The 16,688-nt window shown below is 68.2% G+C and carries 8 protein-coding genes; 3 read left to right on the plus strand and 5 right to left on the minus strand.

Annotation, left to right across the window (positions count from 1 at the left end; all coding sequences use genetic code 11):
• Nucleotides 1-20: 20 nt before the first annotated feature.
• The 4 genes from pgm to Q4P07_RS08845 form a co-directional block, all read right to left on the minus strand.
• Entirely contained in the window at nt 21-1,682 is a 1,662-nt protein-coding gene (gene pgm / locus Q4P07_RS08830; protein WP_303374545.1) for a phosphoglucomutase (alpha-D-glucose-1,6-bisphosphate-dependent), read from the minus strand.
• Nucleotides 1,683-1,758: 76 nt separating this feature from the next.
• Nucleotides 1,759-6,408, minus strand: a complete 4,650-nt coding sequence (gene glgB / locus Q4P07_RS08835) for a 1,4-alpha-glucan branching protein GlgB (RefSeq protein WP_303374546.1) — start codon at nt 6,406-6,408, stop codon at nt 1,759-1,761.
• Nucleotides 6,408-8,213: a maltose alpha-D-glucosyltransferase gene (gene treS / locus Q4P07_RS08840; RefSeq protein WP_303374547.1), complete on the minus strand. Its 1,806-nt coding sequence runs from the start codon at nt 8,211-8,213 to the stop codon at nt 6,408-6,410. The genes glgB and treS overlap by 1 nt, the downstream gene beginning before the upstream one ends.
• A gap of 8 nt (nt 8,214-8,221) precedes the next feature.
• On the minus strand, nt 8,222-10,237 hold the full coding sequence (locus Q4P07_RS08845; RefSeq protein ID WP_303374562.1) for a maltotransferase domain-containing protein: 2,016 nt from the start codon (nt 10,235-10,237) through the stop codon (nt 8,222-8,224).
• A gap of 219 nt (nt 10,238-10,456) precedes the next feature.
• On the opposite strand from Q4P07_RS08845, the gene glgP reads away from it, so the two are divergent.
• Nucleotides 10,457-13,048 (plus strand): alpha-glucan family phosphorylase, encoded by a 2,592-nt coding sequence (gene glgP / locus Q4P07_RS08850; RefSeq protein ID WP_303374548.1) that lies wholly within the window; start codon nt 10,457-10,459, stop codon nt 13,046-13,048.
• On the opposite strand, the gene glgX is transcribed toward glgP, so the two are convergent.
• Nucleotides 13,035-15,197: a glycogen debranching protein GlgX gene (gene glgX, locus Q4P07_RS08855; RefSeq protein ID WP_303374549.1), complete on the minus strand. Its 2,163-nt coding sequence runs from the start codon at nt 15,195-15,197 to the stop codon at nt 13,035-13,037. The two genes, glgP and glgX, sit on opposite strands and share 14 nt — an antisense overlap.
• A gap of 106 nt (nt 15,198-15,303) precedes the next feature.
• Here glgX and Q4P07_RS08860 point away from each other — a divergent pair, with 106 nt between their 5' ends.
• Nucleotides 15,304-15,870 (plus strand): hypothetical protein, encoded by a 567-nt coding sequence (locus tag Q4P07_RS08860; RefSeq protein ID WP_303374550.1) that lies wholly within the window; start codon nt 15,304-15,306, stop codon nt 15,868-15,870.
• Complete coding sequence (locus tag Q4P07_RS08865) at nt 15,867-16,667, plus strand: enoyl-CoA hydratase/isomerase family protein (RefSeq protein WP_303374551.1); 801 nt, start codon at nt 15,867-15,869, stop codon at nt 16,665-16,667. The genes Q4P07_RS08860 and Q4P07_RS08865 overlap by 4 nt, the downstream gene beginning before the upstream one ends.
• Nucleotides 16,668-16,688 lie beyond the last annotated feature (21 nt).

A 16,688-nucleotide genomic window follows, 5' to 3' on the forward strand; every position in this document is an offset into this window, starting at 1 on the left:
ATCGGTCTGGCCGCGCCCGGTCAGTCGGCCAGGACAGCGTCGACCAGTTGCTGGGCCTGCGACTGCACCTGCGCCAGGTGCTCGGCGCCCTTGACCGACTCGGCGTAGATCTTGTAGACGTCCTCGGTGCCCGAGGGCCGTGCCGCGAACCAGGCGCTTGCCGTCGTCACCTTCAGACCACCGATGGCTGCGCCGTTTCCAGGAGCCTGCGTGAGCACGGCGGTGATCGGCTCCCCGGCGAGCGTCTCGGCGGTGACGTCGGAGGCGGACAGCGCCTTGAGCTTGGCCTTCTGCTCTCGAGTGGCAGGCGCGTCGATGCGGGCATAGACGAACTCGCCGCCGTCGGTGTATTCGGTGAGGAGCTCGGCATACCGCTGCGACGGAGTTTTTCCGGTCTTGGCGATGATCTCGCTGGCCAGCAGGGCCATGATGATGCCGTCCTTGTCGGTGGACCAGACCGAGCCGTCGCGGCAGAGGAAGGAGGCGCCGGCAGATTCCTCACCGCCGAAGGCGATGGAGCCGTCCAGCAGGCCGGGCACGAACCACTTGAATCCCACCGGCACCTCGACCAAGCGCCGTTGGAGGCCCTCGGCGACCTTGTCGATCATTGAGGAAGAGACCAGCGTCTTGCCGATCGCGGTGCCTTCCGGCCAGTGCGGACGCGCTCCGCCGTAGAGGTAGTCGATGGCCACGGCGAGGTAGTGGTTGGGGTTGAGCAGCCCACCGTCGGGCGTCACGACGCCATGCCTGTCGGCGTCGGCGTCGTTGCCCGTCGCCACGTCATAGCGGTCGCTGCCTTGCATGACGTCGATGAGGGAGGCCATGGCGTAGGCGGACGAACAGTCCATCCGGATCTGGCCGTCCCAGTCGAGGGTCATGAACGACCACGCCGGGTCGACCCGTGGGTTGACCACCGTGAGGTCGAGCTTGTGCTCACGGCCGATCTCGGCCCAGTAGTCGACGGAGGCACCGCCGAGGGGATCGGCCCCTATCCGGACTCCCGCGTCGCGGATCGCGTCGAGGTCGAGGACGCGGGGGAGCGCGCGGACATACTCGCCCATGAAGTCGTAGTCTGTCGCCGCGGCGCGAGCTTGCGTGAAGGGCACTCGCTGCACGCCGTCGAGCTCGGCGCGGAGCAGCGCGTTGGCGCGGTCGGCGATCCATCCGGTGGCGTCGGTGTCTGCCGGGCCGCCGTGAGGCGGGTTGTATTTGAAACCACCGTCGCGCGGTGGGTTGTGCGAGGGGGTCACGACGATTCCGTCGGCGTCACCGACCGCATCCTGCGTCTCGCGGTTGTGCTGCAGGATGGCCCGCGACACGGCCGGCGTCGGCGTGTAGGCGTCACCGGAGTCCACGCGCACGTCGACGCCGTTGGCCACGAGCACCTCGAGCGCAGTGCGCCACGCTGGCTCGGAGAGCGCGTGCGTGTCGCGTCCGAGGAACAGCGGCCCGTCCGTGCCCTGCCCGCGGCGGTAGTCGCAGATCGCCTGGGTCGTGACCAGGATGTGGCGCTCGTTGAAGGCGCCGTCGAAAGCGCTCCCGCGGTGACCGGAGGTCCCGAACGCCACCTGCTGATCGATGTTGTCCGGGTCGGGGATGATCTGCGTGTAGGCCGCCAGCAGCGCCTCGACATCGATCAGGTCCTCGGCCCGGGCTGGCTGCCCTGCGCGCTCGTGGGTCATTCTGCCTCTCCTCGCCTTTGCCGCTGCTTAGGTATGACGTGCCCGCAGGTCGAGGGTCGGCCCGCGAGCGGGTGGCTCAGTCCTGGGCCTCCCGGGTCTCCTCCTCGGACTCCTCCTCGGCGGCCCCAGGCTCGGCCCGGGCGCCAAAGTCGCCATCGGCCGTGTCGGCCTGGTCGAGGTCCAGCGCTCCCACCGGCGTGGTGTCTGCGACGCCCGTGGGGACCGCGTCGTTGGTGACGGCGCCCTCCTGGACCGCGGCGAAGCTCGTGACGGCTGACAACTGGCGACCGGGCGGAATCTCCTCGGAGTCCGAAGACGGTGCGTCCTCCTGCTGGTCGTGCTCTGCTGGCTCCTCGATCTGCGGATCGACGGGGTCGGGCACCAGCCATACCGCGCCCATCGCGGGCACAGTCACCAGAGCCGAGAAGGGCTGGCGCTCGTGCGGATGGTCGTAGGCCTCGACCTGGCCCATGTTGCCCACGCCCGCGCCGCCGTAGACCTCGGCGTCGGTGTTGAGCACTTCGCGCCAACGGCCGCCGTAGGGCAGGCCGACATGCACCTGGGACTGCGTGACGCCGCTGAAGTTGACGAGCACCGCGACGACGGCGCGCAGCCCGTCCTCACCCTCGTTGCCCCAGCGCAGGTAGGAGTAGGTGTTGCGTCCGGCCGAGTTGGCACTGAGCCAGGTGAAGCCGTCCTCGTGGTGGTCGATCTCCCACAGGGAGGGCAACTCCTGATAGAGCCGGTTCAGGTCGGTGACCAACCGCGCGACACCCGCGTGCATCGGCTCAGCGGCCTGGTCCCACTGCAGGGACCCGCCATCGGCCCATTCCCTGGACTGCGCGAACTCCGATCCCATGAAGATCAGTTGCTTGCCGGGGTGACTCCACTGGTAGGCGAAGAAGGCTCGGGTGGTCGCGAACTTCTGCCAGGCGTCGCCGGCCATCTTGCGCACGAGCGAACCCTTACCGTGCACGACCTCGTCATGGCTGATCGGCAGGATGAACTTCTCTGAATAGGCATAGACGAGCGCGAAGGTGATCGAGTGATGTTGCCTGGCCCGGGCGTAGGGGTCCAGCGCCAGATAGCTGAGCGTGTCGTGCATCCAGCCCATGTTCCACTTGAATCCGAAACCGAGGCCGCCTTCCTCGACACCGCTGGTCACGCCCGGCCAGGAGGTGGACTCCTCGGCGATCATCATCACGCCGGGATTGCGACGGTAGGCCGTCGCGTTCGTCTCCTGCAGCACCTCGACCGCCTCGAGGTTCTCGCGGCCACCGAACCGGTTGGGCACCCATTGCCCCGCGTCGCGCGAGTAGTCCAGGTAGAGCATCGAGGCGACGCCATCGACACGCAGGCCGTCGGCGTGAAACTCCTCCAGCCAGTAGCTGGCGTTGGCGACCAGGAAGTTGCGGACCTGCGGACGACCGAAGTCGAAGATGTAGGAACCCCACTCGGGGTGCCAGCCCTTCCGCGGATCCGGGTGTTCGTAGCACGGAGTTCCGTCGAACCGGGCCAGCGCCCACGGGTCGGTGGCGAAGTGTCCGGGGACCCAGTCCAGGATGACGCCGACGTTGATTTGGTGCAGCCGGTCGATGAGGTAGCGGAGGCCGTCCTCGTGCCCGAAGCGGCTGTCGGCGGCGTAGTAGCCGGTGACGTGATAACCCCAGGAAGGGCCGTAGGGATGCTGCATGACCGGCATGAGCTCCACGTGCGTGAAGCCCAGCTGGGCGACATAGTCGACGAGCTCATCGGCCAGCTGTTCGTAGGACAGGCCCGGCCGCCACGAGCCGAGGTGCACCTCATAGATGCTCATCGGTCCGTGGTGCGGGTCCGTCTGGCTGCGTCGCGCCATCCACGCGGCATCGCCCTGGCTCCACTCGTGGGTGGAGTGCGTCACGACCGAGTTGTTGAACGGCGGAACCTCGCTGGCGCGGGCCATCGGGTCAGCCTTGGCGCGGCGGGTGCCGTCCGGTCCGGTGATGTCGTACTTGTAGTGCGCACCAGCACCGACACCCGGGATAAAGATCTCCCAGACCCCGGCGCCCTCGTGCACACGAAGCGCGTGCTGGGCGCCGTCCCAGTCGTTGAAGTCGCCGATGACGTGGACCGCCAGCGCATGGGGCGCCCAGACCGCGAAGTAGGTGCCAGCAACCGGGCCCATGTCGTCGTGCACGGTCCGGACGTGGGAGCCCAGCACCCTCCACAGTTCTTCGTGGCGTCCCTGGGCGAGGAGTTGCAGGTCCTTCTCGCTCAGGGTGGGGGCGTGCCGATAGGCCTCATCCACGATTCGTCGCCGACCGAGCTCGTCGATCTGGAGCCGATAGGTGGGCAGGTTGGCCTGCTCGACAACGGCGACCCAGATGCCACCGGTCTCCGGCCGCATCGGGATCGATCCCCCGGCGGGCAGCAGGATGGTGACGGCGTCGGCGTCCGGCTGGAGGGTGCGGATCGTGGTGTGCCCCTGGTGCTCGTGCGCACCCAGGATGTCGTGCGGGTTGCGGTGCAGGCCGTAGACGACGTCCGTGGCCTCCTCGAGGTCGAGGGGCCGGGTATGCGGCGGCGCCGGGGTGGTGGGGGCCGCCAAGGGGACCCTGCGCGCGAGGGCATCACCGGGAGAGGGGGCTGCTCCGAGGACGATGTCGGGCGAGCCGATCGCCTCGGCCCAGGCACGATCGCGTCCTTGCAGAGAGTGCATGGTGTCGCCGGTCTCGGTGCGCGGTGCCAGACCGCTGGCCGGAGGGTAACGGCGCACCGAGGTGTCGGCAACTGAGGTGTCGGCAGCGGGGCTGTCGACGATGGGGAAGTCCTCTTCTGGGATGCCCTCGACGGGCTCGGGGAGCAGCTCGCGTGCGGCGGTCATCTCTGCCGGCGGTGCGATCGGCGCGTGCGGGATGCCGCCGCTGGCGGGGCGCTCCGAGGCAGGAGTTGGCGCGAAGGTGTCCTGGCCGTCCTCGAGGGCGGCCAGCATCTCCGGGGGAGCTTGGACAGGTGCATGCGGATAACCGCCGCTGGCCCGCGGGTAGGAAGTCGGGCTGAGGTCGGGCATGTCCTCGCTGGTCTCCGGAGGGGTGGATACGTTCGCGAGGGTGGATGCTGCGGAAGCAGAGCTCGGGACGACGGCATCGGCGCGCGCGTCGGCGGCGACCACGTCGGTCGCCGCTGCGTCGAGGCGGGTCTCGTGCCCCGCGTAGGTTTCTCCACCTTCAGGGTCGCTGGAAGAGGGTCCATGGACTGCGGGGTCGAGGTCCCGCAGCCCGCTCACCTGCGGCTCCGGCTCGTCCGCACGGTGGCGGCCCGGCTCCCCTTCGTCAGCGGCGAAGAGATTCTCGAGCGGCGCGTGCTGTCCCCGGCTGTCCTGACCCAGCAGTCGCTGGACCGCGGATACGGGGATCGGGAGCCACGACGGACGATTGCGCGCCTCGTAGACGACCTCGTAGAGCGCCTTGTCCAGCTCCAGCGCGTTCAGGATGCGACGGCTATCTGCGGCATCAAGGTCCTGCCCGCTCTGCGTGGTGTAGCCCTCGAGGAAGGCTTCACGGGCAGCTAGCGCCCACGCGTCACGCGTCCCGCCCCCCTCCTGATCGACGGTCGCGGCAGCGTAGTCAAAGGACCGCAGCATGCCCGCGACATCGCGAAAGGCGAGGTCGGAGGCATTGCGGTCCTCGAGGGCGCGCAGCGGCTCGCCCTCGAAGTCGAGGAGTACCCACCCGCGGCCGGGGGCGTCAAGCACCTGCCCGAGGTGGAAGTCGCCGTGGACCCGCTGCAGCGCCGGAAGCTCCAGGTGCTCCAACTCGTCGTAGACGGCACCGACCTGCTCGGAGTAGCGAGCGAGTTCGGGGACCTCCTCGAACGCAGTGGTGGCGCGATCGCGCATCTGGGAGACCAAGGTGTGGCGGCTGTCGGCGTCCACGGCCGGGGTGTCGAAGGCGTCGCGCAGGGCACCGTGCACCGAGGCAGTGGCGGCACCTAGCGTCCGTGCTTGCCTCGTGAAGTCGTCCTGGGCGCGGGCCGCGTCCAGCGCCGTGCGCCACGCGTCCTGGGTGTCCGGCACGAACTCCGCAGCGAAGGCCAGGTGACCCCTGACCTCGGTGCCGTCGGAGCCGGGCCAGCGACCTTCGACATACCCGATCGGGCCCGGGACCATCCGGTTGCCGGCGCGAGCGATCGCGGTGGTGATGGTGACGTCGGGATTCTCTCCGGCGTGCAGGACCCGGAACACTTTGATGATGACCGGGCGCGTCTGCCCGTGGGCCTGCACGATGATCGAGGTGTTGGACTGCTCTCCACGCAGCACCCGCGAGCTGGCCAGCGCCGGAGCCTGCCCCCCAGCCACGATGCGATGTGCTCTGGCCGAGGGCACATCCCGCTCGGCATACATGTGCTGGAGCAGGGTCTGGGCGAAGACGGGGTCGTGCGTCGCGTCGTAGATGTAGCGCGTCCCGAGCTCGCTGTGTGCTGCGGTGGCGACGAGGGCGTCGGCCAGAAAGTCGACTGGCTCAGCCCGATAGGTCAGCGGCACCTGGTAGACGACCGGCGCCGGCCCCGACTCGTCGACCAGGATGTGGACCTCCATGCCGACCTCGCCAAAGGGGTCCTCCCAGCGCACTGAGGCGAGAGTCCGCAGGGCCGGGGCTGCCGTGTTGCTGCTCTTGCCGCGGTACCAGCGCTGAGCTGCGATCCACCGGGGTAGGAAGTCGTCGAAATCAGGGGTCAATGTGGACATCAGGAGTCCTCCTTGCGGCGTCGTGAGGTCTTGCTGTGCCACTTGGAGGGCACGTTGCCAGGCCCGCTCGCGGTCGCGGCGGGATCCTGTGCGGGGGTGGGGTCTGCGGGAGTGAGGCCCAGCCAGAAGAACGAACGAGAGCCGAGGGTGAGTATCACCCTCCCATCCTCGCCGATGTCGGGAAACCCGGTGCCGCCGAAGAGGTCGCGCACCTGTGCGCCCGTGAAACGCTCCGGCAGCGCGATCTGTGCGGCCTGCGGACGGGAGGACAGGTTGTTGATGCACAGCACGCCGGGGTGGCCGTCGCGGGAGGCGTCCTCGTCCTCGGCGTAGGCACGGACGAAGGCGAGGATGTGTTCGTTGTCCGCCTCGCACAGGAGGAACTCTCCGACGCCGAAGACCTCTTGCCTAGCGCGCACCTGCAACATTCCCCGCGTCCAGTGCAGCAGCGAGGAACCACTGGCCATCTGGGCCTCGACGTTGACGCTGTTGTAGTGATAGACGAGGGAGGTCACCACGGGCTGGTACAGCTTGCCTGGGTCGGCGGTGGAGAACCCGGCGTTGCGGTCGGGGGTCCATTGCATCGGCGTGCGCACCGAGTCGCGGTCGTTGAGCCAGATGTTGTCGCCCATCCCGATCTCGTCGCCGTAGTAGAGGCACGGGGATCCAGGCAGCGACAGGAGCAGGGCGTTGATCAGTTCGATCTCGCTGCGGGAGTTGTCCAGCAGCGGTGTCAGGCGGCGTCGGATCCCGACGTTGGCGCGCATCCGAGGATCTGGCGCATACCAGCCGTACATGGCCGAACGCTCTTCCGCGGTGACCATCTCGAGGGTGAGCTCGTCGTGGTTGCGCAAAAAGGTGCCCCACTGGGTGCCTGGGGGGATCGCGGGGGTCTCCTCCATCACCCGGATGATCGGCTCGGCCGTCTCCTCCCGGAGCGCGTAGTAGAGGCGGGGCATGACCGGGAAATGGAAGCACATGTGGCACTCGGGCGCCTCGGGAGTGCCGTAGTAGTCGACGACCTCTGCCGGCATCTGGTTGGCCTCGGCGAGGAGGACCCTGCCTGGGTACTCAGCGTCGACCATGGCGCGCAGTCGGGCCAGGAAGTCGTGAGTGGGCTGGAGGTTCTCGCAGTTGGTGCCCTCCTCCTCAAAGAGGTAGGGCACGGCGTCGAGCCGGAAGCCGTCGATGCCCATGTCCATCCAGAACCGGACGACGTCGAACATCGCCTCTTCCACCGCCGGGTTCTCGAAGTTGAGGTCTGGCTGGTGGGAGAAGAACCGGTGCCAGAAGAACTGGCGACGGACGGCGTCGAAGGTCCAGTTGGAGGTCTCCGTGTCCACGAAGATGATCCGGGCGTCGGCGTATTTATCGTCGGTGTCGGACCACACATAGAAGTCGCCGTAGGGGCCTTCTGGGTCGGATCGGCTGGCCTGGAACCAGGGGTGCTGGTCGCTGGTGTGGTTCATCACCAGATCGGTGATGATGCGGATTCCTCGCGCGTGCGCCTGGCTGATCAACTCGTTGAAGTCCGGGAGTGCGCCGAACTCCGGCAGGACCGCCGTGTAGTCGGCCACGTCATACCCACCGTCGCGGAGGGGAGAGGCGTAGAACGGTGGGATCCAGAGGCAGTCGACACCGAGCCACTGCAGGTAGTCCAACCGGTTGATCAGGCCGGTGAAGTCCCCGGAGCCGGAGCCGGTGGAGTCGTCGAAGGCGCGCACGAGCACCTCGTAGAAGACGGCCTTCCGATACCAGTCAGGATCGTTCCGCAGCCCTGGCTGATGCAGGTTGAGCCCGCGCATCTCGCTCCTCAGTCTCTTGTCACGTGGATGATGTGTACCGGTTCCTGCCCGTACCCGGGACCCAACCGGACGTAGGGGGCTCGGTCCCAGACCCAGCTGTTGCCGGTGACCAGGTCGCGGGCCCGGAACCGGTGGTCCCAGTCGAGTCCGAGGCCCAGGGCCGGCAGGTGCAGATGGAGCCGGGTGCCGCGCACGTGGTGCGGGTCGAGGTTGGCGACCACCAGCACCGTGTCGCGGTCGGACCCGTCGTGGGCGCCACCACCGTGCTTGGAGAAGACGAGGAAGTTGTCGTTCTCGGCCTCGTGGAAGGTGATGTTGCGTAGCCACTGCAGGCTGGGGTGGTCCCGACGAGCCCGGTTGAGCATGGTCAGCCAGCCTGAGAGGTCCTCCCGGCCAGGCACGTGCTGGCCCCAGCGCCGGTCCTTGAACTCGTACTTCTCGTTGTCGAGATGCTCCTCGGCGCCGGGCCGGTTGCGCCACTCGACGTGCTCGTAGCCGGTGTAGATGCCGTAGCTGGGCACCAGGGTGGCCGCGAGGGCAGAGCGGATCAGATGTGCCGCGGTGCCGCCAGTCTGCATGTAGGGGGTGAGAATGTCGTGCGTCGTCGGCCAGAAGTTCGGGCGCATGTAGTGCGCGGTCTGCGTCGACAACTCCTCGACATACTCACGCAACTCGGCAGCGGTGTTGCGCCACGCGTAGTAGGTGTAGGACTGCTGGAAGCCGACCTTGGCCAGCGCGCGCATCATCATCGGCTTGGTGAACGCCTCGGCCAGCCAGATGACCTCTGGGTGGTCGACCGCGACGTCGGCGATGAGCCACTGCCAGAACTCGACCGGCTTGGTGTGGGGGTTGTCGACCCGGAAGATCTTGACGCCGTGGTCGATCCAGACCTGCACCACCTCGCGGACCTTGGCGTAGATCGCGGCCGGGGTGTTGTCGAAGTTGACGGGATAGATGTCCTGGTACTTCTTCGGCGGGTTCTCCGCGTAGGCGATAGAACCGTCGGCCCGGGTGGTGAAGAACTCCGGGTGCTCGGTGACCCAAGGATGGTCGGGGGAGGCCTGCAGGGCGAGATCGAGCGCGACCTCCAGTCCCTGCGCCTGCGCCCGCGCGACGAAGGTGTCGAAGTCGTCCCACCCGCCGAGTTGGGGGTGCAGGGCATCGTGGCCGCCGTCAGCGGAGCCAATGGCATAGGGGGAGCCAGGGTCGTGGTCGCCCGCGTTGAGGGTGTTGTTGCGGCCCTTGCGGTTGGTCGAACCGATCGGGTGCACCGGAGTGAGGTAGACGATGTCGAATCCCATGCCGGCGATCGCGGGCAGTCGTTCGGCGGCGGAGGCGAACGTGCCGGTCTGCCAGAGCCCCGTCTCCCAGTTGAAGATTGCGCCCTCGGAGCGGGGGAAGATCTCATACCAAGCGCCGGTGAGGGCTCGCTGACGCTCGATCCACAGCGGATAGCTGGGACTGGCGCTGACGTACTCACGCAGGGGTGCCGCCGCGAGCACCTCCTGCACCTCGTCGCTGATGCCGGCGGCGAGCCGCTCCCAGGCCGGGTGCGCGCTGGCGCGGAGCCGAGTGATGGCGTCGGTGAGGATCGCGACGTGCCGCGGTGGCCGGTCAACCTCGTCGATCGCCCGCTCGAGCACTCGCGCACCCTCCTCGAGCATGAGCTCCACGTCCACGCCCGCTTCGATCTTGACGGTGCCGTCGTGGCGCCAGGTGCCGTAGGGGTCGGACCAGCCCTCGACGCGGAAACTCCACATCCCCTCGCGGTCGGCGAAGACGGTGGTCGTCCAGTGTCCGAGACCCGGGTTGTCCTGCCGCATCGCGACCTGGTGCTCGGCGTCGTCGGGATCGACCAGGACCACGGTCGCGTTGACCGCGTCATGCCCTTCGCGGAAGACGGTGGCGCTGACGTTGAACAGCTCGTTGACGACAGCTCTGGTGGGGCGGGCGCCCGCGTCCACGATCGGCTGCACGTCGAGGACCGGGATCCGGCCGATCGGCTGCTGGCCGAAGACCGTCAGGACCGAGGTGCTGACGGCGTCGGAGGTGCCTGCCGCGCCTGCCGGAGCAGGCTGGACGTCAGGAAGGACAGAAGGCGTGGTCGAATGCTCGGTCACGCCCTCACGCTACCTGTGAGCGGGTCGATAAGGCATCTTCGGGATCAGGAGATGGCCGACGGGCGGGCCGCGCCAGAGCCGGGATGCAAGATCTTGCAGCCCCGTCGCCTATCCTCGTGCCTCGTGAAGGCTATCCGTCGGCTGCATGTGCGCACCGTCCTCCCTCAGACCCTTGCCCCTCTCCATGATCTGGCGCTGAACCTGCGCTGGTCCTGGCACCCGCCGACGCGGGACCTGTTCGAGAGCATCGACCCAGAACTCTGGGCGGCGACCGGCAAGGACCCGATCGCCGTGCTTTCCGCGCTGCGCAGCTCCGACATGGACCGTCTGGCGGCAGACCAGAGCTTCGTGGCAGAGGTCAAGGACGCCGCGGTCGACCTTGAGCGCTACCTGAGCAAGCCGCGGTGGTATCAGGAAAATGGCGCGGGGCGGGTCGACGACGACGGCGAGACCCTAGACGCCATCGCCTACTTTTCGCCGGAGTTCGGCATTACCGCGGTCCTGCCGCAGTACTCGGGCGGTCTGGGCATCCTTGCCGGCGACCACCTCAAGGCGGCCTCGGACCAGGGCATCCCGATCGTCGGTGTCGGTCTCTTCTACAAGTCCGGTTACTTCGCCCAGCGGTTCAACGCGGACGGCTGGCAGCAGGAGTCCTATCCGGTCCTGGACCCTGACGACCTGCCGCTGTCGCTCCTGCGCGAGGAGGACGGCACCCCCGTCGTCATCCGCCTGACGATGCCACGCGGCGCTCACCTCGACGCGCTGGTATGGCGTGCGCAGGTCGGCCGAGTGCCGCTGCTGCTCCTCGACTCTGACATCGAGACGAACGACCCTGTCCGCCGTGAGGTGACGAACCGTCTCTATGGCGGCGGTGGGGACCAGCGCCTTGAGCAGGAGATGCTGCTCGGCATCGGTGGCGTCCGCGCCCTCCGCGCCTACTCCCGGATCACCGGCGCGCCGAAGCCGTCGGTCTACCACACCAACGAGGGCCACGCTGGCTTCCAGGGGGTCGAGCGGATCAGCGAGCTCGTCGACGGCGAGGCTGGACTGGACTTCGACCAGGCGCTGCAGGCCGTTCGTGCGGCGACGGTGTTCACCACCCACACCCCGGTGCCGGCCGGCATCGACCGCTTCGACGTCCAGGCGATCGCCTCCCACTTCGGTGAGCCCTGCGCGCTGCCCGGCGTCTCGCTCGACCAGCTCCTCGCGCTCGGCGCGGAGGGCTACCCCGGCGGCGATCACCGCATCTTCAACATGGCCGTCATGGGCATGCGCCTGGGCCAGCGGGTCAACGGCGTCAGCCAGCTCCACGGCGCGGTGAGCCGCGAGATGTTCAAGGGCTTGTGGCCGGGCTTCGACCTGGACGAGGTCCCGATCGGCTCGATCACCAACGGTGTCCACGCCGGCACCTGGGTCGATCGCCGCCTCTACGACCTGGCCAAAGAGCACCTGGGCAACGACGTCGCGGCCCGGTCCGTCTTCACCCGGATCCACGAAGTGCCGATCGACGCCTTCTGGGCGACCAAGCGGGAGCTTCGCGAGCAGCTCATCACGGACACGCGCGCCCGTCTGAAGGCCTCTATGGTGGCCCGCGGCTCGACCGAGGCGGAGCTGGGCTGGACCGACAGCGTCCTGGACCCGGACACCCTGACCATCGGCTTCGCCCGACGGGGAGCGACCTACAAGCGCCTCACCTTGATGCTCCAGGACCCGGAGCGTCTCAAGAAGCTCCTCACCGACCCCGAGCGTCCGGTGCAGATCATCATCGCGGGCAAGTCCCATCCCGCCGACGACACCGGCAAGGCGCTCATCCAGGACATGGTGCGCTTCGGGGACGACCCCGAGGTGCGCGGCAAGATCATCTATCTGCCCAACTACGACATCGCCATGGCCCAGCAGCTCTACCCAGGCTGCGACGTCTGGCTCAACAACCCGCTGCGACCGTTCGAAGCGTGCGGAACCTCCGGCATGAAGGCCGCCCTCAACGGCGCCCTGAACCTCTCGATCCTCGACGGTTGGTGGGACGAGTGGTATGACGGCCAGAACGGCTGGGCGATCCCGACCGCGGACGGCGTCGAGGACCCCGAGCGTCGCGACCAGCTCGAGGCCTCCGCGCTCTACGAACTGCTCGAGAACACGGTCGTCCCGACCTACTACGACCGCGACGAGTCTGGGCTGCCTCAGCGCTGGCTCGACATGGTCAGCCACACGCTCTCGACGCTGGGCCCGAAGGTCCTGGCCGACCGGATGGTTCGCGACTACACCGAGCAGTACTACTGGCCGGCCGCGCACGCCGCCTGGGCGGTCACCCATGCCGACTTCGCCGGTGCCAAGGACCTAGCGGCCTTCGTCGGGCAGGTGCACGAGAACTGGCCGCACGTCCACATCGACCACGTCGAGGCCAGTGGGCTCTCCGACGCGCCCCAGATCGGTGACGAGGTGACCGTGCACGCCTACGTCACGCTCGGCGACCTCGATCCGAGCGCAGTGAAGGTGCAGATGGCCCTGGGCCGCGCCAACGCCGAGGACACGCTGACGGATGTCGACTTCGTCGACCTTGGGCACGATGAGTCCTTCGAGGAGGGCAGCCGCCATCGCTTCGAGGGGACGATCAAGCTCAAGCGAACTGGCGCCCTCGGCTGGACCGTGCGGGTGCTTCCGCGCCACGAGTACATGTCGGCCGACGCGGAGCTGGGTCTGGTCACTCTGCCCTGACGCCAGCACCGTGCTCGTCGTTCAGATCACCGACGAGCACGGTAAAGCTCGTGGCCCCGACCGTGAGCGAGTGGCCGGGGGCGGCCTGCCCCGCGCCGGATCGCTGCGCGTCGCTGGACCACCGCACCCGCCACTGCGCGACGCCTTCGATTCGCGGTGTCAGGATGTCGAGCCGGTCGGGTCCGCCGTGGAGGACCATCGCCACGGCCTGCGGGTTTTCCGCGTCGTGCAGGGTGTCGTAAGCGGCGATCACCGTGCGCCGCCACGGGTCTCGCCACTGCCCCTCGTCCACCTCGCCGGCGTGCTCGTCATACCACCGCAGCCGGGTGTGCCCCTCGACCGCTTCGATGAGCGGGAAGGTCGCAGGGCGGATCAGCGCCAGCTCGCGCCGCAGCGCGAGGAGCTCACGCGTGTCGGTCAGGAGGTCCTCCTGCCAAGGCTGCAGCTCCCAGCGCAGCCAGGTGAGCGCACTGTCCTGACAGTAGGCGTTGTTATTGCCGTCCTGCGTCCGTCCCAGCTCATCGCCCGCCACGAGCATGGGCACCCCCGTCGACAGCAGCGTGGTAGCCATCAGATTGCGGATCGAGCGGCGGCGGGCGGTCAGCACTGCGGGGCTCGTGCTCGGGCCCTCGGTGGTGTGGTTCCAGGAGCGGTTGTCTGAGTGTCCGTCGCGGTTGTCCTCCCCGTTGGCATCGTTGTACTTCTGCTCGTAGGCGGTGAGGTCGGCCAGGGTAAAGCCGTCGTGGGAGGTCACGAAGTTGACCGAGGCGATCGGGCCGCGGCCCTCGAAGGTGAACAGGTCGGCCGACCCGCCGAGCCTGGTCGCCAGGTCCCGGACGCCGTGGCCTGATCGGCCGGCCAACGTGTTGCCGACGTCAGCGAGCCAAAAGGTGCGTGCCGTGTCGCGGAACCGGTCGTTCCACTCGGCGAACGGCGCCGGGAACTGCCCGGTGCGCCACCCGTGCATGCCGACGTCCCAAGGCTCGGCGATGAGCTTGACCCGGGAGAGCACGGGATCGGTCTGGAGCGCGACATGGAAGGCGTGGTCGCGGGCGTAGGCGTCGTCACGGTCCCGAGCCAGCGCGGGTGCGAGGTCGAAGCGGAAGCCGTCGATGTGAAACTCCTCGACCCAGTGGCGCAGCGAGTCGAGCACCATGCGCGCGACGAGAGGCTGACGCAGGTCCAGCGTGTTGCCGCAGCCGGTCACGTCGATGTCCCGGCCGTGTGCGTCGAGGCGGTAGTAGGTGTGGTTGTCGAGCCCGCGCCAGGACAGCGTCGGTCCCGACCCGCCCCCCTGTTCGGCCGTGTGGTTGTAGACGACGTCCAGCAGCACCTCGATCCCCGCGGCGTGCAATGCCTTGATCGAGCCCTTGAGCTCATCGATGATGCCCTGTGGATCCATCGCTGCCGCATACTCGGCGTGCGGTGCAAAGAAGTTGAGCGTGTTGTAACCCCAGTAGTTGGACAGGCCGGCCTTCACGAGGGTCGGCTCGGTGGCGAACGCGTGGATCGGCAGCAGCTCCAGGGTGGTGACACCCAGGGAGGTCAGGTGGTCGATGACCGCGGGGTGACCGAGCGCCGCATAGGTGCCGCGTAGCTCCGGCGGCACGTCTGGGTGAGCCCTGGTGAAGCCGCGCACGTGCGCCTCGTAGATCACCGTCTCCGTCCACGGCACGGCGGGCAGTGCGTCCTCGCCCCAGTCGAAGCGGTGGTCGACGACCACATTGCGCGGCACGCAGGAGGAGTTGTCGCGGGTGTCGAGGCGCTCCGGGTCGCCGTGACCGTGCAGGTCGACAGCGTGCCCGTAGAGCTCCGGTGACCAGTGGATACTGCCCTCGAGCGCGTGTCCGTAGGGGTCGAGCAGCAGCTTGTGGGCATTGTGCCGATGGCCCTGCGCAGGCTGCCAGGGCCCATCGACCCGGAGGGCGTAGCGGGTGCCGGGGGTCAGCGCGTCGACGGTGTCCCACCAGATGCCGTAGGCGTTGCGACGCAGGGGAATGCGCTCCTCGCCGTGGCCGTTGTCGACGCAGACGTGCACCGCAGTGGCGTGCTTAGCGACGACCGCGAGCTGTGGACCGTGCGGGGTCTGGGTCAGGCCCAGGGGTGGGGGAGTATCCGTGCTGCGGCGCGGATGGAACGGCGGGGCCATAGCGCCAAGATTAGACGCCGGCCTACCTGTTGACGGGAGGCGCGGCGCGAGGCAGGACTGCCCGGGTCTCTTGGGGCACCCGTGGTCGGGCAGGTACGTTTGAGGTATGACGGATCCCAGCTCCTTCCCCAACTTCCCGCCGCCTGCGCAGGACCGCCCGTTGACGGGCCGCGTCCTGGACGCGGTGCAGGACCTGAACCTGCAGCCCAACCTGGACAAGGACGGCGACGTCGCCTTCCAGGTCAATGACCAGAAGCTTTTTGTCAAGGTCATCACCGGGGAGCAGTTCGACATCATGCGCGTCTTCGGACAGTGGCAGGTCGCCCAGTCCGTCCCCGAGGACCTGCTCACGCGGCTCAACGGATGCAACGATGTGACGCTCGGCGTCAACCTCGTCAAGGCTGGCATCGCCAACGGTCACCTGGTCCTAGCGGTCGAGCAGATCATCACCCGCCAGGAGGAGCCGAAGGCCAAGCTGCAGATCGCGACCGGCTTGATCCTGCAGGCGCTGGCGTTGTGGCACCGCAATGTGCTCGCCAAGTCCCGCGCCGAGGCCGGGCTCGACCCGCAGATCCCCGAAGATGCCCCAGAGGGCACCGAGATCGGGCCGTGGCTCTCCCTCGGCAGGTCGGGCGGCGCTGAGGCGCCCACCACGGGGGACGACCAGGCATGACGCGCACGATCGAGACCCTCAGCGAGTTCGTCCGCGTCGAGATCGACGCCAGCATCGCCACCATCCGGATCGACCGGCCCAAGATGAATCCGCTCTCAATCGAGGTGCAGGACGCGCTCGGCGAGGCCGCGGGCATCGTGTCCGAAGAGGCCGAGGTCGCGGCAGTGGTCATCTGGGGCGGCGAGTCGGTCTTTGCGGCAGGCGCTGACATCAAGGAGATGCAGCGGATGACCTACACCGACATGGTGGAGCGGGCGCCGCTCATCCAGGCAGCCTTCAGCCGGGTGGCCCGGATCCCCAAGCCCACGGTCGCGGCGATCGAGGGCTATGCGCTGGGGGCCGGCAACGAGCTGGCCTTGTGCTGCGACTTCCGGGTCGCGGCGATCGACGCCAAGTTGGGCCAGCCTGAGATCCTGCTCGGCGTCATCCCCGGCGCCGGCGGTTCGCAGCGGCTGTCGCGCCTGGTCGGCGTGAGCAAGGCCAAGGACCTGGTCTTCAGCGGCCGGATGGTCGACGCCAACGAGGCCATGGACATCGGACTGGTCGACAAGGTCTGCCCAGCCGGGAGCGCGCACGAGACAGCGGTGGCGATGGTCCAGCGTTACGTCCACGGGCCTGCCTTCGCGCTCCGCGCTGCCAAGGAAGCGATCGACCGCGGCCTCGACGGTGACCTTGAGACCGGTCTGGCTATCGAGGCGATGCAGTTCGCCGGGGTCTTCGCGACCAAGGACCGCGAGATCGGGATGACGTCTTTCGTCAAGGACGGGCCAGGCAAGGCCGCCTTCGAAGGCCGTTGACCCGCGACCGGCGCCCTGGCG

Origin of the sequence: Ornithinimicrobium sp., assembly GCF_030537745.1 — a bacterium.
In the GTDB taxonomy this organism is placed as follows: domain Bacteria; phylum Actinomycetota; class Actinomycetes; order Actinomycetales; family Dermatophilaceae; genus Ornithinicoccus.

Bases quoted from the DNA above. Each gene is read 5' to 3' on its own strand.
- Q4P07_RS08860 (WP_303374550.1), top strand. From the start codon at position 15,304: ATGACGGATCCCAGCTCCTTCCCCAACTTCCCGCCGCCTGCGCAGGAC.
- glgB (WP_303374546.1), bottom strand. From the start codon at position 6,408: ATGTCCACATTGACCCCTGATTTCGACGACTTCCTACCCCGGTGGATC.
- glgX (WP_303374549.1), bottom strand. From the start codon at position 15,197: ATGGCCCCGCCGTTCCATCCGCGCCGCAGCACGGATACTCCCCCACCC.
- Q4P07_RS08865 (WP_303374551.1), top strand. From the start codon at position 15,867: ATGACGCGCACGATCGAGACCCTCAGCGAGTTCGTCCGCGTCGAGATC.
- treS (WP_303374547.1), bottom strand. From the start codon at position 8,213: ATGCGCGGGCTCAACCTGCATCAGCCAGGGCTGCGGAACGATCCTGAC.
- pgm (WP_303374545.1), bottom strand. From the start codon at position 1,682: ATGACCCACGAGCGCGCAGGGCAGCCAGCCCGGGCCGAGGACCTGATC.